The sequence below is a fragment of the Alkalihalophilus pseudofirmus genome (assembly GCF_029094545.1).
GTDB lineage: Bacteria > Bacillota > Bacilli > Bacillales > Bacillaceae_D > Alkalihalophilus > Alkalihalophilus pseudofirmus.
In genome coordinates this window covers 681965-701026 of sequence record NZ_CP117835.1, presented here as the reverse complement: position 1 = coordinate 701026, position 19062 = coordinate 681965, and the positions used below count along the sequence as shown (strand labels likewise).

The following is a 19062-nucleotide window of genomic DNA, read 5'->3' as shown; positions in this document are numbered from 1 at the left end:
AAAAGGATTCATAGCTCTCTGTGAGATTAACTTAAAGCATGTACACGATTCATAACAGCTTGCTCTAACTCTTGTAAGCTTAACCGGCTTTCTTCTAATGAATTCTTCTGAACCCCAAAATAGAATTTCACTTTTGGCTCTGTGCCGGATGGTCTAATGCAGAACCAAGAGCCATCTTCTAACTTATATTTTAGAACATTTGATTTTGGAAGCTGAATCATACTCGGTTCAGCTAATACGACATTCATTGATTGGCTCGATTGATAGTCTTCAATATAGGCCACTCGTTTACCAGCAATCTCAACTGGCGGCTCTGTTCTAAAGGAAGAAATAATCGACTGTATTTTCTCGATACCAGCTTTTCCTTTTAGCGTGAGTGACTGCAATGACTCTTGATAGAAGCCATACTTCTCATACAACTCAAGTAACCCTTCATACACTGTCATTTGACGAGATTTGTAGTAAGCCGCTAATTCTGCCGCAGCTAAGCAGGCTTGCACAGCATCTTTATCACGTACGAAATCACCGATTAAATAGCCATAGCTTTCTTCATACCCAAATAAGAAGGTGTGCTCGCCTGTTTTCTCAAATTGAGCAATTTTCTCTCCTATGAATTTAAAGCCAGTTAGTGTATCCATTGCCGTCATTCCGTAGTGTTCTGCAATGGACCGGCCTAATTCTGAAGTAACAATTGTTTTCATTACAATTCCGTTAGCAGGGAGGGTCCCTTGCTTCTCTTTTTGACTCAAAATATAATCAAGCAAAAGTGCACCTGTTTGATTACCTGTTAATACGACATATTCCCCGTCATTATTTTTCACGGCAAGTCCGACGCGATCAGCATCAGGGTCGGTTGCAAGCAGCAGGTCTGCGCCCTCTTTTTCACCATACTGAATTGCCAGTTCAAAAGCGGCATGCTCCTCTGGATTAGGCGATTTCACCGTAGAAAATTGCGGATCTGGCAGCTCTTGCTCAGCTACGACAGTGACATCGGTAAAGCCTGTCTCCTCTAGTACACGTCTGACTGATACATTTGCTGTACCATGGAGCGGAGTGAAAACAATTTTCACATCTCCTCCAACTTCTTTAAGGAGCTCAGAATCCACAACAATTGTTTTAAGCTCTTCGTTGTAGGCATTGTCTACATCTTCAGCAACGATTTGTAATAAGCGCTCTGCCTTAAGTTCTAATTCATCCGCCACTTCAATCGTCAGCTCATCTTCAATTCCATTTACATAACGGACAAGCTCATCTGCAGGACCTGGCGGAAGCTGACCGCCATCTGGGCCGTACACTTTAAATCCGTTGTACTCTGGAGGATTATGACTAGCTGTCACAACAATTCCGCCATACGCGTTTAACTTACGAACCGCATAAGACAGTTCTGGTGTCGGTCTAAGGTCAAGAAATAAATACGTCTTCACACCATGTTTTCCAAGAGTGAGCGCCGCTTCTTTTGCAAATTCAGGTGATTTGTGTCTTGAATCATAAGCAATGACTACGCCTCTTTCCTTTGCCTCCTCACCTTGTGCCTCAATGAAAAGAGCAAGGCCTTTAGCTGCTCTGCGTATTGTGTATGTATTCATTCGGTTAGGACCTGGGCCAATTTCACCACGCATGCCGCCCGTGCCGAATTCTAGATCTTTATAAAAACAATCTTCTAAGGCTGCTTCATTACTTTCAATCTTAGTTAAAGTTTCTTTCAGTTCCTTTTCTAGCGCATGGAAGTTGTTCCATCTCGCGTAGCGAGCTCTCCAATTCATATCATTTCCCCTCTCTAACTCGATCATTTCTAAGTCGAACCTCTCCTAGTTCGAATCTCTCCTAGACATTATATACTATTCCACACCACACCGGAGAAACCTCTTAGCAATTAAATATCTATGTCTTACAAATTACTCTAAGGGCAAAAAAAGATAAGACGTACTTCTTGTACGCCTTATACTGGCTTATTCTCGTCAGCTACTGGTGTTCTAGCAAAGTGAATCTCTCTATTTAATTCTTCTTCATGCATCGCCGCTTCTTCTTCGCTCCACTCAAACACTGATTTCATGTAGCGGAGAACGGCTTCTTTATGTTCAATTACCCATTGAATATTAAAGAATAGAGCTCCCGTTCTGCGGTTAAAGAAATCAAGGGGCGTTGCAACCATTTCCTCTTCTATCCCATACCTTAATTGAGCTAGTAATTCTTTTGGCAAATGGAATGCTTCGGCATGTCTTTTGGTCTGTCTAAGACAGGCATATACTTTCGTCACATTCGAGCCGTATAATTTTGAGAGGCCATACGCGGTATTTTCTGAGAGCCCAAGACGGACTCCTTCTCTCGTTTGCTGCTCTAAAAATGCTTGAAATTGGTCAATCCCGCCTACATGGCCGCCAGACAAAGTAATCGAATCCGTTTGGCAGACTGCTTTTATACTAAGCTTTTTACAAACGTCATCCACCACACGCTCAGCCATTTTCCGGTATCCTGTCAACTTTCCGCCTGCAATAGACAAAAGGCCGGAATCAGAGGTAAATACTTCATCCTTCCGTGACACTTCTGAAGCACTTTTTCCTTCTTCATAAATCAAAGGTCTGAGCCCAGTCCAGCTTGACTCAACATCTTCTGGAGTTAAATGCAGGGAAGGGAACATAAAATTGGCGGCCTCTAATATGTAATCGCGGTCAGCTATCGTCATTCTTGGGTGAGCGATGTCAGCCTCATAGTACGTATCGGTTGTTCCAACGTACGTTTTCCCATCACGAGGAATAGCAAATATCATCCGGCCATCTTTTTCAGTATCAAAATAAACCGCTTGACTTAAAGGAAAACGAGCAAGATCAATAACTAGATGAACCCCTTTAGATAGCTTAAGCTGCTTACCCGATTTGGACCTGTCCTGCTCACGCAGTGTATCTACCCAAGGTCCGGCTGCGTTGACAATCACTTTCGCAAATACTTTATGCGCCTCACCTGTAAATTGATCAACCATCACAACACCGACTGCCTTACCGTTTTCATAGAGAAAAGACTCGACTTTCATATAATTAACCGCAACAGTCCCTCGTCTCACGGCTTCTTTCAGAATTTCAAGTGTGAGACGTGCGTCATCTGTACGGTATTCTACATACAGTCCGCCGCCTTTCAATTTATCTTTTCTAAGCAGAGGCTCACGCTGTAACGTTGTTTTTTTGTTCAACATATGACGTCTTTCATCTTTTCTAACATCAGCCAGCCGGTCATATACATTTAAACCAAAGGAAGTCGAGAATTTGCCGAATGTGCCATTTTTAAAAATAGGTAGAAGCATCCATTCAGGTGAAGTTACATGGGGTGCATTTTCATATACAATGGCCCGTTCTTTGCCCACTTCCGCTACTAGCTTAACTTCAAGCTGCTTAAGATAACGCAGACCTCCGTGTACAAGCTTAGTGGAACGGCTTGAGGTCCCTGCCGCAAAATCCTGCATCTCAATTAAACCAATTTTCAACCCTCTTGATGCTCCATCGAGTGCGATCCCGGCACCAGTAATCCCTCCACCAATGACCAAAAGATCCAATTCTTTTGTTTTTAACTCATTAACATAAGCAAAACGCTTTTCACTTGAGAATGTATGGGCCATCTTCTTCACTCCTTCTTACTCTAAAAAAGACCACAACCATCTACAGAGCTGCCTTCACTCCGCATCATGTTGTGGTCCCTTTGTCTCCGACCTTTTATCATAGAGTCATTATAACGCTATTGGTATTATTTGAAAAGTCTAAGGATGCGATGCCGGAATCGCTTCCATTTCTTTTTGTAAATATGCAGGTAAGGGCTGATCTAGAGTGAATGCATCTTCAGGGTCACGATTAGATTCTGCAATTATTCCGCCCTCTACCCGAAGCAAAAATTGATTGCGGTACACATCCTTCCCTCTAACTGCCTCTACCATTCCAATCCAAGTACCAGGCAAAGAGAAGATGGCTTCTGTCTCATATAGGCCCCCCTCGACCTTATGCATCACCTTATTCATATGATGCACCGTCTCAGGCCTGTCTAGGAGAACTGATACATTGGCATCTTCAATCGGGTGCCCTTCTGCGTCCTCTAAAAATAAATGAATATCGACCGCTTCTCCTGTCTGATAAAACTCATCAAGCCCTGCTACATTCATCGACCAATTGGTTACGACTTGATCTTTTGAGACGGCAGCTAAGAAAAGAACAGCTCCTGAACCTAAAATAAAGAGTACAATGATGGCTGGAATAACCCATTCTGGCCGTAATACCTTTTCAAGCTTCATATTTCATTCCTCCCATTTAATGTCTACAGCTTATCCATTTAGGGAGGATGATAAACGTTTTTGCCAGCCACAGGGGCGGATATGTGCTTGAGTATACTCGCCGTTCCTTAAATGTACTCGGCTTTTCATGGGAAAATAGTGACTTAACTTCAAATGCTTTAAACATGGGTTATAGCGGATTCGCCGCTACTGAACCATACTTCGCTTTTCACGGGGAGCTAGTGAGCTTCCTCGGGCTTTTACCCTGTGGGATCTCACTCCTGCTCTAGGCCCCGTAGAAGTCTCCGTATAGTTCATCCGCTAAGTGATTGCATTTTATTATTTTGGGAGTGAGGTAGTTATAGCTTGAAAGCTTATTTAGCTTCAAATAATTAAACATGGGTTATAGCGAATTCGCCGCTACTGAACTTTACTTCGCTTTTCACGGTAGCTAGTGAGCTTCCTCGGGCTTTGCCCTGTGGGATCTCACTCCTGCTCTAGGCCCCGTAGAAGTCTCCGTATAGTTCATCCGCTAGGTTATCGCTTTTTCCAGAACTGTAGTGTAATGACGTAGCAAATGAGTTCAGTTCTGATTAAAATTGCTTTTATCTGCCGCACCGTCTTTTAGGTTTAGAAGCTACTTATAATGAGGGAGCACTATATTACTTCTTCGCTCCGTTGATCGCAGCGGAAATCAGCCACTACTGCAGGGGGGACTTTAATCAGCCCAACTAAATACTACCTCTTTTCGTTTTATTCATACCAAAAAAGCACCTGGCAAAGGTGCTTTTTCAAGGTGCTGAGCTTTAGTAATGTCTTCAGCTTCTAGATTTAGTCTTGTTTATAAACAATCTTATAGACATCATGTCTTCTATCACGAAGCTGGTTCACACTTCCTGCGCGGCGATGGCGGCGGAGGATTTCAAGGTCAACGTCCCCGACTACAACAGTTTCGATATTAGGGTTGCACTCCCCGACAATTCCATCACGTGCAAACGTAAAGTCTGATGGACTGAAGATACCAGATTGAGCATATTGAATATCCATATTCTCCACCTGAGATAAGTTTCCAACTGTACCAGAAAGAACGGTATATACTTGATTTTCAATCGCACGAGCCTGTGAACAGTAACGTACTCTCAGATAGCCTTGGCGGTCATCGGTACAGAATGGAGTAAAGATAATATTTGCACCTTTATCAACTGCAATACGACCAAGCTCAGGGAATTCAATATCATAACAAATTTGAATGGCAATCTTTCCGCAGTCTGTATCAAATACATTTACTTTGTCTCCACCATGAATACCCCAGAACTTACGTTCATTTGGTGTAATATGAAGTTTATATTGCTTCTCAATTGTTCCATCACGACGGAAGAGATACGCAATATTGTAAATCTTCCCTTCCTCTTCAACGAAATGCGATCCTCCAATAATGTTTACATTGTATTTAACCGCTAAATTCGTAAATAATTCAATGTAATCCTCAGTAAATTCCGTCAGCCTGCGAATTGCACGACTTGGGCTTTTTTCCGGTAAGAAAGAAAGCAGCTGCAACGTAAAGATCTCCGGAAATACAGCAAAGTCCGATTGATAACTTGCCGCAACATCTGTATAGTACTCACACTGAATCGCGAAATCTTCAAATGAAGAAATTTTCTTCATCTCATATTGGATGGTCGTAATGCGCACAGGGAAAGATGTTTTAAATTGACGTTTAGGAGTCGTCGGACGATAGTCAATATTATTCCACTCCATCAAAGTCGCATAACGCATGGAAGCACGGTCGTCTTCAAGATAGTTCTGATTAATTCGTTTCAAGCTGAATCCATTCATCACTTGGAAAGTAAGAACTGGATCATACAAGTTATGCATCGTTACTTCTTCAACATATTGACGCGGCGTAAGTTCCTTTGCATGGTTATGATAATTTGGGATTCTCCCGCCGATAATAATACTTTTTAGATTAAGTTCTCTTGCAAGATCTTTCCGTGCTTCATAAAGTCTTCTGCCAATTTTCATGCGGCGGTACTGCGGGTGAACCATCACTTCAATTCCGTATAAATTGTATCCTTCAGGATCATGATTCGTAATGTAGCCTTCATCAGTAATTTCATCCCATGTATGTTGATCATCGTACTCATCAAAGTTGATAATCAAACTAGAACAGGAACCAATGATTTCCCCGTCATACTCAACACAGAACTGCCCTTCTGGGAAAATATCGATATGACTTTGCAAATGTTCTCTCTTCCATGGCTCCATGTTTGGAAAACATACTTTTTGCATATTTATAATTGCATCAAAATCACGTTCTTCTATCGTTCGGATAATCATTTTTTTCTCAAATTTGGAAACATCTATTTCTGACATTCATATCATCTCCTTTACCATAACACCCATGAGTTTACCCGTTTTTTGTCGATTTGAACACTCTTTTGATTGGAACACTCTTATTTCTTTTTAGGAAGCAGCATTCTAGTGTATTCGGTGAACAAAAAAACGACCTGCCTATATAGCAGATCGTGTCTTTGCCCCATCTTCTGATACGGAAATATGCACTTGAATCTCCCCTAATGTACTTTTTAGGGGAACTGTTATATATGGATAACTGGAGTGGAATTTTGAATCTCCTTCATTGATTACAGGCGGAGTTACATCAATCACACAGTCCTCTTTTGATAGTTCAGTCGCAGTCGTTCCAGCAACCCAGTTTCCGAACTCTTGAACGGCACTGAAGCCCATTTCATCTAGTACTTCTATTTTCATTCCGCCCATCATAGCTCCAACAATATTTAAGGCGGTTTCGGTTTGGAAGGTACATATAATTTGACCTTTTAAGTCGCCTTTAACCCCAAGAATGACGGAAATCCCGTGTGAAGGAACTGTCCCGCTGCCTGCACTTGGGCGCATATTCTCAACTTCTACTCCTAAATGACTCGTTAAAATCGATTTTGCAGCACGGCAAATCGCATTTATGTATTGCACATTCATAACGCCAGACCTCCTATGATCTTTCATACCCTTGCCTTTATTGACTTTCTACGTCCTTGATGTCTTGACGCATGATGTACCATTGTTCTCTTGCCATCTCTACAAGCTTTGCTTCAACTGCTCTATTTTTGTGATGAATCACTTCACTAAAATAACGAATGGCATCTGCTTGATTCCCTAATTGTCTCGATAACTCTCCAATCAAATAAAGAATTCTTATGTCACTCATCTGCGTACCAACATAATCCGCTTGTTCATAAGAAGCGATGTATCTTTCTAATGCCTGTTCTAAGAAACGTTTTTCTTCAGATTGGGATAATTCACTTGAAGATAATTTACTTGAACGTGATTCACGGTAAATCCAAGCTAACCTCAGGCAAAGCCCGGCAATGACGATATGTTTTTCCTTTTTAAGGACAGCAGACAGTAAGGCCAGCTTCAATGTGCGTATCGCATCGCTTCTTGTCCGCTTCTCTCCAAAATTCTGTTTCTTCCAGCTTTTCAACACTACTCTTATCGCATCTGAGGAGCCTTGTGGAAAGCTTGGTTGGAACATATCAGTAAATGTAAACCCACATTCCGGACACACTGCGGCTTCATAATAAATAGGATTTAAATCAGTTTCTTTATATTCAGTAAAAAAATCATTGTGCAGCTTTTTTACTTTGACAAAGCGAGAACGAATTCTCTTTGTTGTAAATGAATGACTACAAACCATACACGTACAACTTTTATCATAGAGTGGCTCAATTGTATCCTTCATAAGCCTCACCTTAGTTCTTTTGATACATATTATTTTAGTTCAAAAGACCAATATTAGCTATAGGTAATCTTTATTTCAATTAAAAAAATAGATAAAACAGAACTTATTACCCAAAAAACCCCCAGTGAAAAATTTATATTTTTTATTAGTCATGGTAAGCGTTTGCACAATCATAGAGTAAAGAGGAAATATATTCGTACTATCTTAGAAGCGGTTTGAGAACAATTTCTAATTTACAAGCAACCAACAAGCAAAGTGCCATCAATTGACGTTTAATGAAAGTGAGGCTTACTAAATGAACAGTTCTAAAAAAGAATGTGTCGCAATGCTTTTAGCTGGTGGGGAAGGAAAACGATTAGGCTCGCTCACAAAAAAGCTGGCTAAACCAGCTGTGTATTTTGGAGGCAAATATCGCATTATTGATTTCCCGCTCAGCAATTGTACAAACTCTGGTATTGATACAGTAGGGGTTCTCACTCAGTATGAACCATTAGCACTTAACACCCACCTTGGAATTGGAACTCCTTGGGGGCTTGATCATCGTCAAGGGGGATTAACAGCATTGCCTCCATTTGTAGAAAAAGCAGGCGGGTCTTGGTATCTCGGAACAGCAGACGCTATCTATCAAAATACTTGCTTCATTGAACAATACGAGCCCGAATACGTACTCGTGTTATCAGGGGACCACATTTATAAAATGGATTACGACAAAATGCTTCAATACCATAAAGAAAAACAAGCAGATGTGACGATCTCAGTCATTGAGGTGCCTATGGATGAAGCGAGCCGTTTTGGCATCATGAACACTGATGAAGACTACACAATCACTGAATTTGAAGAAAAACCTAAACACCCGAAAAATAACTTAGCCTCTATGGGGGTTTATTTATTTACATGGTCTTATCTGAAATCATTTTTAACTAATGATGCGTTAAATCCTCATTCAGAGCATGATTTCGGGAAAAACGTCATCCCTTCTATGCTCGAAAGTGATCTCAAGCTTGTTGCCTATCCTTTCTCCGGCTACTGGCGTGATGTTGGAACCGTTCAAAGTTATTGGGAAGCGAGTATGGACCTTTTAGCTACCGACTCTCCTCTTGATTTACACGAAGACGCGTGGAGAATTTATTCAACTAATCCTAATCAGCCTCCACAATATATAGCCGCCGGAGCAAAAGTCAGCCGATCTTTCATTAATGAAGGGTGCTTAGTCTATGGAAAGCTTGTGAAATCGATACTATTCCATGGAGTAAAAGTCGGGCAACACAGTGAAGTGACAAACTCTATTTTGATGCCTAATGTACAGATCGGCTCAAATGTGACCTTAACAAATGTCATTGTGACAGAGGGCACCCACATTCCTGATGGCACAAGAATTACTTCTTCTAAACATGACATTTTAGTTATCGATCAAGAAACAAAATTTGAAGCGTTAACGATGTTAGCGTAAGGAGGATGCTCGTTCATTGAAGCGATTAATGGGTGTAATTAACTTAGATGCTGAACAAGATCTGCTAGGAGAGTTAACTTACTTTAGGTGCGGAGCTGCTGTGCCGTTTGGCGGGCGCTACCGTTTGATTGATTTTGTTTTATCCAATATGGTTCATGCACAAATTTCAGAAATTGCGGTTTTCACAAGAAGGAAATATCGATCATTAATGGATCATTTAGGGAATGGCAAGGCGTGGGATCTCGATCATGTTAAAGGCGGGCTTTTCATCCTTCCTCCAGACTGGAATGACCCGACTGATATTTCTAAAGGGGAGCTGCAGCATTTTCATAATAATCGCGACTTCTTTGCCCGAGGCCAAGCAGACCATGTCCTTATTACGGGCAGCCAGCACGTCTCAACCGTTGATTTTGAAGAAGTCTTCACTCAGCACCTGAATACCAATGCAGATGTGACAGTCGTCTATCAACACAATGAAAAGATGGTAACAGATACACCATTTTCAAAGAAACTTACAATAGATAAAACAGGCCACGTACGTGATCTTACAAATGATCAAAAAAATCCTAACTATTATATGAATATGTATATCATTAAAAAAGATCTTTTACTCGAGTTAGTGGATTCATGTATTGCTCGGGGAAAATCATTTCTTTTCGAAGAGGGTATTATCCCCCGTGCTGACAAGCTTAAGATTGGAAGCTATGCATACAACGGCTACCTTGCCGTTATTGATTCACTGTCTGCATACTACCAACAAAGCATGAAGCTTTTATCCGATCAACATTTTGAGGAATTATTCTTATCAAAAAAGCCATTGTTGACCAAAATTAAGAATGAACCCCCTACTGTGTATAAAAGAGGTTCAAACGCAACGAACTCATTAATAGCCAACGGCTGCGTTATTGAAGGGAAAGTATCTAACAGCATCTTGTTTCGCGGGGTTAAAGTAGAGCGTGGCGCTGTGATTGAAAACTCCGTGATCATGCAGCGGTGCGTCATCAAAAAAGGAACCGTCCTAAAGAATGTTGTTCTTGATAAAGACATAACTCTTACACCTAATAAAACCTTAATTGGAGCAGATAAACAGCCTTATGTTGTAGCTAAACGAAAAGTGATTTAACGATTAAAGGAGAGAAGCCAGTAATGAAAATCGCCATGATCGCAACCGAATGCACCCCTTTTTTTAAAACAGGAGGCTTAGCTGATGTTATCGGCTCGCTTCCAAAAGCTTTGACTCACCTAGATCATGAACTAACTGTCTTTCTTCCAAAGACAGCTTCCCTCCCCTCTATTGTTTTAGAGCAGCTTGAATGGGTGGAAACATTTGATGTAGCTGTCAAATGGAGAAATCAACATTGTGCCGTGTTACGCTACAAAGAGCATCAGGTGACATACTATTTTATTGAAAATGACTATTATTTTGACCGTGTACCCTTTTATGGTCAAGCAGATGACGGGGAACGCTTTGCTTTCTTTACTCACGCCGTCTTAGATACTATTAACAAGTTAAATTTGACTATTGATATTGTTCATTGTCATGACTGGCAGACCGGGCTTATTCCTGCATATATAAAAACCGGAGCATTAAAGAGTCAGCCTAAGATTATCTACACCATTCATAATCTTAGATACCAAGGGGTCTTCCCCCACTCGGTTTTCGATGAGCTCCTACATTTAGACGAGGAGCATCGCTTAGGTCTTGAACATAACGAGAACATTAATCTTATGAAGGCGGCAATCTATCATGCTGATTGGATTACAACTGTAAGTCCGACTTATTCAGAAGAAATCCAAACCCCCGCTTTTGGAGAAGGTTTAGATAGGCTCTTGTGTGAAAGAAAGCATTCTTTATCGGGCATCGTTAATGGAATTGATGAGGATTATTACAATCCGGCAAAAGACTTTCATATTCCTTATACGTACCATCGTCAACCTGAGAAAAAGCAAGAGAATAAAAAGGCCCTTCAAGATAAATTAGGATTAACAATCAGTGAAAACACGCCAATGATCGCCCTAATATCAAGGCTTGTTGATGAAAAAGGAGTTTCTTTATTGGTTGATACCGCCGATGAGCTGCTTTGTGAAGAAGATGTTCAGCTTGTGTTGTTAGGGTCAGGTGATGCTCATCTTGAGGAACAATTAGAACGCATGGCTCGCACTCACCCAGAACGCGTATCTTTTTATAAAGGCTTTAATGAAAAGCTCGCAGCTTTTATGTATGCAGCAGCTGATTTCCTGCTCATGCCATCAAAATTTGAACCATGCGGACTAAGCCAGCTTATCGCTCTTCGCTATGAGACGGTTCCGATTGTTCGTGAAACCGGAGGCTTAAAGGACACGATTTCTTCATTTAATGAGTTTAATGGAGAAGGAAATGGTCTGAGCTTCACGAATTACAATGAGAGAGACTTTCTTTATACCGTTCGACGCGGTTTATGGTTATACCGCGTTGAACATCTGTGGAACCAGCTGCTTCAAAATATATATCAAAGCAGCAGCAATTGGGTTCACTCAGCAAAAGCGTATGAGAACGTCTATAATCATGTGATGACAAAAGGAGCGTGGGATCAACGCGATGAATAAAGAGACATTTGCAGCACAATTTCAAGAAGAGCTATTAACCACATTCAGCAAACAGCCCGATGAAGCAACAAATAAAGAAGCATTTCAAGCAATTGCCCTTCTAGTCAATAAAGAAGTGAACAGCAATTGGCAGCAAACAAAGCAAGTCCACCTTAGCAATGATGAAAAACAAATGTATTATTTCTCAATGGAATTTTTGCTAGGTCGGCTGTTAGAGACAAACCTCTTGAATCACGGCTGGTATGATGTATGCTGTGAAACACTGAAGGAATATGATTTTAATCCAGATGAGGTGTTTCAAGAAGAAGCTGATGCGGGCCTTGGTAATGGCGGACTCGGCAGATTAGCCGCTTGCTTTCTTGACTCTCTCGCTTCATTAAACCTCCCTGGACATGGCATTGGTATTCGATATAAATATGGCCTCTTCCAACAGAAGATGGTGAACGGTTACCAGGTTGAACTTCCGGACTACTGGCTTAAAGACGACTATATGTGGGAGACGAAACGGTCTGAAAAAGCGATTGAGGTTCACTTTGGAGGGCACGTCAAACCTGCTTATGTAGATAACAAGCTGGTTTTCGAACACTACGATTACGAAAAAGTACTAGCAGTCCCTTATGATGTTCCGATCGTTGGCTATGCGACAGACAATGTAAATACATTAAGATTGTGGAGTGCAGAATCAACCAATAACCCTTTTCACTTTAATTCCGTACAAGGAAAAGACTACTATCATTATTTGGATTACAAGCGCTCTGTTGAAAAAATTTCAGAGTTTCTCTACCCTGATGACTCTTCTTATGAAGGAAAACTGCTACGTTTAAAACAGCAGTATTTCTTAGTTTCAGCTGGTGTTCAAAGCATTTTAAATCAATTTCTTAAGAGCAATCAGCCTCTGAGTGAACTGCCAAATAAAATTGCCATTCAAATTAATGATACCCACCCTACCCTGGTGATTCCTGAATTAATGCGCTTATTAATGGATGTTCACGGACTCGGCTGGGATCTAGCTTGGGAGTTAACGACGAAAACCGTTGCCTACACGAATCATACGACATTAAGCGAAGCCTTAGAAAAATGGCCTGAAGAAATGGTAAGAGAGCTCCTGCCTAGACATTATTTAATTATTGAAGAAATTAATGAACGTTTCTGTCAGGATATTTGGTTTAATCACCCTGAATTGCGTGATCAAATTGCTGACATGGCCATCATTTCATACGGACAGATCCATATGGCACACCTTGCTATGGTGGGCAGCTTTAGTGTGAATGGTGTAGCCAAGCTTCACACAGATATTTTAAAGGATCGTGTGATGAAACCTTTTTATACGATGTATCCTGAGCGCTTTTCAAATAAAACAAACGGGATCACCCACAGGCGCTGGCTGCTTCATGCGAACCCTGAGCTTGCTTCCCTTTTAAATGAAACGATCGGAAAGAGCTGGATCCAAGAGCCTAAAGAATTAATCAATGTATTAAAATACGTAGGTGATTCCGCTTTTCAATCAGAGCTCGCACGTGTGAAAAAGAAAAATAAGAGCAGGCTAGCTTCCTATATTAATCATAAGCATGGCATTTTAGTCGATGAGAACTCAATTTTTGATGTTCACATTAAAAGGCTGCATGGCTACAAGCGTCAATTATTAAATGTATTTCATATCCTTCACCTTTATCATTTGTATCGTGAGAATCCATCAATGAACTGTACTCCTAGAACCTTCATCTTCGGAGCGAAAGCTGCTCCTAGCTACCACTTCGCAAAGCATGTCATCAAGTTAATCACAACCGTTGCAGATAAAATTAATCATGACCCTGCTATCAAAGATAAGCTGAAAGTCGTTTTCCTTGAAAATTACAGTGTAAGTCTGGCTGAAAAAATCATTCCGGCATCTGATGTAAGCGAGCAGATCTCTACTGCGAGCAAAGAGGCATCCGGTACAGGAAATATGAAGTTAATGATGAACGGAGCTTTAACACTCGGAACACAGGACGGGGCAAATGTAGAAATAGGCGCTGCTGTCGGCTCTAATAATATCTTCACCTTTGGTCTGACAGCAGATGAAGTATTTGAGTATCAGCAAAGCGGAAAATATAAAGCACGCGATTATTATAATAGTGATTTCCGCCTCCGTAATGTAATTGATCAATTAATTAACCAATCGTTTACACAAGATGATGTAGAATTCAAAGATATCTATTATTCTCTTCTTTTTAATAACGATGAATATTTTGTTCTAAGAGATTTTGACAGTTACGTAGAAGCGCAGCAGTTGATTGAACAGACCTACCGCGATCAATCCAGCTGGTTAAAGAAAAGTGCAACGAATATTGCGCATTCAGGTAAATTTTCAAGCGACCATACGATTATGGAATATGCAAATGAAATATGGAATATCTCCTCCTCACAATATTCAAAAGCATGACGATCAAAAAGTGCTTAGGAATCCAACCCTAAGCACTTTTTCTATTATATGTGTGCATCATTATTTCCGTCATCTGACGCTTGCCCTTCCCCTCTTATTCGATCGATAACCATTTGAGTAATATACATCATCATTGATTTAGTAAAAAATAAGAAAAACAATTGGGTGCGATTTATACGAACTAAAGAAGAAATGCCAAATCGTTTTAAAAGTGTAATGATCGGACCGACAAATAATAAATGAATCACCATATTTAATAAGAAATAACGTAAAAATTTTCCGTACGTTGCCTTTAATATGATCAAGGATCCAATAAAAAAAGGACCCAAAATAAGCGGAAGCTCCCCTTGAACCTTGGGGTGAAGCTTTTCATAAAACCACCACCACACTCGCTTTTTAGCTATGATACTTTCTAATGTGACGATAAGGGACATCACCAAAGTAGCTGGCAGATATCTCTTCAACGTTTTTTTGCCTAATGTAGTGGCTGTAAAGAAAGAAAGGATTATGATCATGATTGAGAATATCCGGTAATTCTTCACCTTTTTCAACACCTTCTTAAGAAAACTAATCATACTCATTGATAAGGTTAGCTTTACCGACATTTTCTAAAAGATACACATTTCTAATCAGCCGTTCTTAATGCCTCTGCTTTCCATAAGATCATTAAACATACAAACACCAGCCCTGCTGCGCTGTAGAACATAATTTGTTCAATCGGCAAGCCAGCCGCTAAAAGCATAGAAGTGGACAAGTAAGAAATCGGCATCAATCCCATTGAAGCAAAAGATGTTAAACTCATCACTCTTCCGAGGTACTCTCCGTTTGTGTGGCTTTGAATAACAGTAATCAGAGGAATGTTCGTTATACTAACAGCTGCTCCGAGCAAAATAATAAACAACATGCTACCTATAAAGGTTGTTGATAAACTAAGCCCTAAAAACATTAGCCCTATAAATGACATGGCTATGATTGAAACTAATCCTCTTTTCCGCTGTACATTGACGATCCCAATAATGATTCCGCCTGCTAACATGCCAGCTGCAATTCCTCCGTTTAACAAAGCATACGTCACTTCATCTCCCTGAAGTACATGTGAAGCAAATATCGGCATCCCTAACTGAAGCGGCCCGCTGAAAAAGAAGTTTAGAAAGATTGTTGAAGCCATTAAAGCAAGAAGGAACGGACTTTGCTTTACGTAGCGGAACCCTTCCTTCATTGCTTGTATGACCGTTTCCGTTTGATTAGAACCTGCATCATTCACTTTTTTCTCAGGTATTTTCTTTTTAAGGACCAAATCAATGACACCGGCCAAAAGAAGCAATAAGGCTGTTATCCCAAAGAGCAGGACATATCCACCTAGAGCCAGCATGCTTGCCGCTAGTAATGGACCTGCAATCATAGATCCTTGCCGGGTCATATCAATAATTGTATTTGCACGAGTCAGCTGTGATTGTTTTACACATTCAGGTAAAATCGAACCGCTTGCCGGCCAGAAAAAGGCATCAAGAACACCAAATATAAAAGCTAAGATAACAAGCGGCCAGATCGTAAATAAATCAAAAAGGAATAAAGCAATGACACCAAGTAATAAAAGCCCTTTCAAGAAATCTGATAGAAACATCACCCAAGCTTTACTCATTCGATCGGCGATGACCCCGCCAATCAGCATAAAGATCAGTCTCGGCACACTTGATGCAAAAAAGACGATACCAAGCATTACTTCTACACCTAAATAATCTACGACATACCAATTGGTGGCTACCATAAAAAAGGATACACTTAAACTTGAAACAAGCAGCGTGAAAAACAACAGCAAAAAGCGGTACTCTTTCATTAAGGAACGTTCTCGAACGACTGCAGACTCTTCTCTCTCCACTGATAGCTCTGCCATTACAGCCAACCTCTTTTCAATTTAATTGTAAGTCTCTTACGACACAGATCGAATATTACTACAAAAAAATAGATGAATACTGGTCTCACCTATTTAATTAATAAACGCTCTAATGACCTAATTACTTGCTTAATTTCTTCTTGATTTACTTCATAATACACTTTGTTTTCTCTCCTAGTGGCCTGCACAAATTGTCTTGCTACTAAAGCAGATAAGTGATGAGAGATCGTAGAGTTCGACACGTCTAAATGCTGGGCCAATTCATAACCATACATGGGCTGCTTATTAAGAAGCTGAAGCATCTTAAATCGCTTTTCATCTGTCATGGTACGAATGGACTCTAATGTTTCTTTCTCCCCTCTGCCGACATCCTGCACTTCAATATGCCTGATTCCCGGTACATATGCAGTGAGGTTTATTTTTCTAATCGACATAAAGAGCATTGAAAAATCCATAAAATAAGATGGTGTTACAATGACCTTCTCCCACTCTTCTACATTGATCACAAATTGTTTATTCAATGTGTTAAAGTAGTTCGTCGTTCTCTCGTTGGTAAAGTCCGTCATCGTATCAATCCATTTTTGTTGATCTTTGACTACCTGAGCCTCAACCGATTCGTAGTAATGATAATAAAAACGTTCAATTAATTTAATTAACCGCTGCTTTGTTTTCGGTCCATCAAAAATTAAATAACTTAATTTCCATTTTTCTGTTTCTGGAACATTTAATTTATTCAAAAAAGAGATCACTGCACTCGGATCAGAAAACGTTGTCAGCTCTTCGTCAGGCCCAAATCCTGTATTTATGAAATAATAATACAGTTCTTCATCCTCTAGATTGTGCAATGCACTAAGAAACGAATGAACATCACTATACAATTCATACTTAATAATCAGGGGTATTAATGTGATTGCTAAGTAACTTTCATGGTGAAAGAACGTTTCGAGCTCTTTCATCATTTCTTCAGGTACTTTCTTTCGTGTTTCAAGCGCCCATGTTTCTATCTCTTTTGTCACCTGCCCGCCTAATCCCTCAGTTTCCTTTAGCTGCTCATGATTGACTACTCTCAGCATACTGGCTAATAAATCAATGACAGGTGAGGATACAAACGTCATTTTCTTCAATGGCTCCATGTTGCACCTCCAACACTATAAAATTACACATTCGACTTATATAGAATTATATGTATGACCACGATCGAATGTCAATACAAATAAAATAAAATGGGAATCAAGTGTTTAATTACTAATATGCTCGTCCCCTGCAATAGTGGTTAATATCCACTGCAGGCACTCGCTTTCCGCGGGCGGTCCGGGAGACTTTCTCGTTGCTTGGCTAATGCAAGGTCTCCGTTCTTCTCCACACTTTTGAGGCAACTGAAGAAAACACCTCCCTGCAGCAGCTGTTGATTTCCACTGCAGGCACACGCTTTCCGCGGGCGGACCGGGAGCTTCCTCGTCGCTACGCTCCTGTGGGATCTCCCCTGGTCACACACATCCCGCTGGAGTCGGTGCCTTCCGCTCCAATCAACGGAGCGTGGATATTGCATGGTGCGCCCTTATTATAAGCAGCATCTAAACTTAAAGGACAGTGCCGCAGATGAAAGCAATTATAATTAGAACTAAGCTTCCTACATCATTCCATTGCATTTCTGGAAAAAGCAAAAACTTAGCGGATGAACTATACGGAGACTCCTGTGGTGCCTTGAGCAGGGCTGAGATCCCACAGGGCTAAAGCCCGAGGAAGCTCAGCAGCTCACCACGGAAAGCGAAGTATAGTTCAGGAGCGGCCAATCTGCTATAGCCCGTGTTTAAAGCATTTGAAGGGCATAAGCTCACTAGCTAGCGGAGTATATCTCAGGAGCGCTGCATATAGGACGCAAAAGTATCCCACAAGTTAAAATACTTTTATCCTTACAGCATTTAACAATTCAGCTGCTCTCTTACCTCAATTGCAAGCTTAGGGTCATCTGTGAACACACCTTGACACCCCCACTTCATATATATAGCAAGCTGTTCTCTTTCATTTACGGTATAAGGTCTAATGTTCACACCGCTCTTTATAAGTTCTCTCGCTTCTTCCTCCAATAATAACGGCGATAAAAAATGATAGCCCCGGGCTCCAACGATACGTTTTACATATTCCTCAGGCTCATGGAGCGCGGCAGTCACAATGACAGCTGTTTCAATCTCAGGTGAGTGCTGTATCGCTTGGTAAATGACTCGGTGATCAAATGAAGAGAGAATTACTTTATCTATGAGCTGATAGTCTTTAATTAAAGGAATAATCGTCTGAATCACATGATTTCTTTGATGTATAGCCCCTTTTAGTTCAATGTTTAATTTCATTCCACTTCCGCTTGCCCAGATCAGTACCTCCTCGAGTGTTGGAATCGCCTCATTTTTAAAACGGGGACCAAACCACTCTCCTGCACTTAAACTCTTTAATTGTTCAACCGTATATGAACTAACCTTGCCTAATCCATTGGTCGTTCTCTCTAACGTCGCATCATGAATAACCACCGGTACAAGGTCCTTACTTAACTGAACGTCAAACTCTATCCCGTCTGCTCCGTATAAATGTGCCGCTTCAAAGGCTGACATCGTATTCTCTGGAAAAAACTTCGAAGCACCACGATGAGCAAAAATAGCGGTATTGATCATTAATCGATCTCCTTTTCATCAAATTTACTTCATGTGAAATC

General features: G+C 40.7%; 14 protein-coding genes. 4 read left to right on the top strand and 10 right to left on the bottom strand.

Features of this window, described 5'->3' with window-relative positions; genetic code table 11:
• Positions 1 to 26: 26 nt before the first annotated feature.
• From PQ478_RS03585 to PQ478_RS03560, 6 genes are all read right to left on the bottom strand, one after another.
• A complete protein-coding gene (locus tag PQ478_RS03585) occupies positions 27 to 1763 on the bottom strand; it encodes a phospho-sugar mutase (protein ID WP_289235848.1) in 1737 nt (578 codons plus the stop codon).
• 176 nt (positions 1764 to 1939) lie between these two features.
• Positions 1940 to 3607: a glycerol-3-phosphate dehydrogenase/oxidase gene (locus PQ478_RS03580; RefSeq protein ID WP_289235847.1), complete on the bottom strand. Its 1668-nt coding sequence runs from the start codon at positions 3605 to 3607 to the stop codon at positions 1940 to 1942.
• 138 nt (positions 3608 to 3745) lie between these two features.
• Complete coding sequence (locus PQ478_RS03575; RefSeq protein ID WP_075683178.1) at positions 3746 to 4270, bottom strand: FixH family protein; 525 nt, start codon at positions 4268 to 4270, stop codon at positions 3746 to 3748.
• Positions 4271 to 5080: 810 nt separating this feature from the next.
• Positions 5081 to 6622 (bottom strand): bifunctional GNAT family N-acetyltransferase/carbon-nitrogen hydrolase family protein, encoded by a 1542-nt coding sequence (locus PQ478_RS03570; protein WP_012957657.1) that lies wholly within the window; start codon positions 6620 to 6622, stop codon positions 5081 to 5083.
• A gap of 138 nt (positions 6623 to 6760) precedes the next feature.
• On the bottom strand, positions 6761 to 7243 hold the full coding sequence (locus PQ478_RS03565) for a chemotaxis protein CheX (RefSeq protein ID WP_075683179.1): 483 nt from the start codon (positions 7241 to 7243) through the stop codon (positions 6761 to 6763).
• A 37-nt stretch (positions 7244 to 7280) separates the two neighbouring features.
• Positions 7281 to 8006, bottom strand: a complete 726-nt coding sequence (locus PQ478_RS03560) for a DUF2225 domain-containing protein (protein WP_289235846.1) — start codon at positions 8004 to 8006, stop codon at positions 7281 to 7283.
• Positions 8007 to 8301: 295 nt separating this feature from the next.
• Here PQ478_RS03560 and PQ478_RS03555 point away from each other — a divergent pair, with 295 nt between their 5' ends.
• The 4 genes from PQ478_RS03555 to PQ478_RS03540 are packed head-to-tail and all read left to right on the top strand — an operon-like array spanning position 8302 to position 14464.
• Entirely contained in the window at positions 8302 to 9456 is a 1155-nt protein-coding gene (locus tag PQ478_RS03555; protein WP_075683180.1) for a glucose-1-phosphate adenylyltransferase, read from the top strand.
• 16 nt (positions 9457 to 9472) lie between these two features.
• Positions 9473 to 10579, top strand: a complete 1107-nt coding sequence (glgD, locus tag PQ478_RS03550; RefSeq protein ID WP_075683181.1) for a glucose-1-phosphate adenylyltransferase subunit GlgD — start codon at positions 9473 to 9475, stop codon at positions 10577 to 10579.
• 23 nt (positions 10580 to 10602) lie between these two features.
• On the top strand, positions 10603 to 12042 hold the full coding sequence (locus tag PQ478_RS03545; RefSeq protein ID WP_289235845.1) for a glycogen synthase: 1440 nt from the start codon (positions 10603 to 10605) through the stop codon (positions 12040 to 12042).
• Positions 12035 to 14464: a glycogen/starch/alpha-glucan phosphorylase gene (locus PQ478_RS03540; RefSeq protein WP_289235844.1), complete on the top strand. Its 2430-nt coding sequence runs from the start codon at positions 12035 to 12037 to the stop codon at positions 14462 to 14464. The genes PQ478_RS03545 and PQ478_RS03540 overlap by 8 nt, the downstream gene beginning before the upstream one ends.
• A 44-nt stretch (positions 14465 to 14508) precedes the next feature.
• On the opposite strand, the gene PQ478_RS03535 is transcribed toward PQ478_RS03540, so the two are convergent.
• The 4 genes from PQ478_RS03535 to PQ478_RS03520 form a co-directional block, all read right to left on the bottom strand.
• Positions 14509 to 15006 carry a hypothetical protein gene (locus tag PQ478_RS03535; protein ID WP_289235843.1) on the bottom strand — a complete coding sequence of 166 codons (498 nt, stop codon included), beginning with the start codon at positions 15004 to 15006 and terminating at the stop codon, positions 14509 to 14511.
• Between the two features lie 83 nt (positions 15007 to 15089).
• A complete protein-coding gene (locus tag PQ478_RS03530; RefSeq protein ID WP_289235842.1) occupies positions 15090 to 16358 on the bottom strand; it encodes an MFS transporter in 1269 nt (422 codons plus the stop codon).
• Between the two features lie 89 nt (positions 16359 to 16447).
• Positions 16448 to 17491, bottom strand: a complete 1044-nt coding sequence (locus PQ478_RS03525; protein ID WP_289235841.1) for an ArsR/SmtB family transcription factor — start codon at positions 17489 to 17491, stop codon at positions 16448 to 16450.
• A 789-nt stretch (positions 17492 to 18280) separates the two neighbouring features.
• A complete protein-coding gene (locus tag PQ478_RS03520; protein ID WP_289235840.1) occupies positions 18281 to 19021 on the bottom strand; it encodes a glycerophosphodiester phosphodiesterase in 741 nt (246 codons plus the stop codon).
• Between the last annotated feature and the right edge of the window lie 41 nt (positions 19022 to 19062).

Coding starts and splice junctions, on each gene's coding strand:
- PQ478_RS03580 (WP_289235847.1), bottom strand. CDS start 3,607: ATGGCCCATACATTCTCAAGTGAAAAGCGTTTTGCTTATGTTAATGAG.
- PQ478_RS03570 (WP_012957657.1), bottom strand. CDS start 6,622: ATGTCAGAAATAGATGTTTCCAAATTTGAGAAAAAAATGATTATCCGA.
- PQ478_RS03565 (WP_075683179.1), bottom strand. CDS start 7,243: ATGAATGTGCAATACATAAATGCGATTTGCCGTGCTGCAAAATCGATT.
- PQ478_RS03525 (WP_289235841.1), bottom strand. CDS start 17,491: ATGGAGCCATTGAAGAAAATGACGTTTGTATCCTCACCTGTCATTGAT.
- PQ478_RS03585 (WP_289235848.1), bottom strand. CDS start 1,763: ATGAATTGGAGAGCTCGCTACGCGAGATGGAACAACTTCCATGCGCTA.
- PQ478_RS03555 (WP_075683180.1), top strand. CDS start 8,302: ATGAACAGTTCTAAAAAAGAATGTGTCGCAATGCTTTTAGCTGGTGGG.
- PQ478_RS03540 (WP_289235844.1), top strand. CDS start 12,035: ATGAATAAAGAGACATTTGCAGCACAATTTCAAGAAGAGCTATTAACC.
- PQ478_RS03530 (WP_289235842.1), bottom strand. CDS start 16,358: ATGGCAGAGCTATCAGTGGAGAGAGAAGAGTCTGCAGTCGTTCGAGAA.
- PQ478_RS03560 (WP_289235846.1), bottom strand. CDS start 8,006: ATGAAGGATACAATTGAGCCACTCTATGATAAAAGTTGTACGTGTATG.
- PQ478_RS03520 (WP_289235840.1), bottom strand. CDS start 19,021: ATGATCAATACCGCTATTTTTGCTCATCGTGGTGCTTCGAAGTTTTTT.
- PQ478_RS03545 (WP_289235845.1), top strand. CDS start 10,603: ATGAAAATCGCCATGATCGCAACCGAATGCACCCCTTTTTTTAAAACA.
- PQ478_RS03575 (WP_075683178.1), bottom strand. CDS start 4,270: ATGAAGCTTGAAAAGGTATTACGGCCAGAATGGGTTATTCCAGCCATC.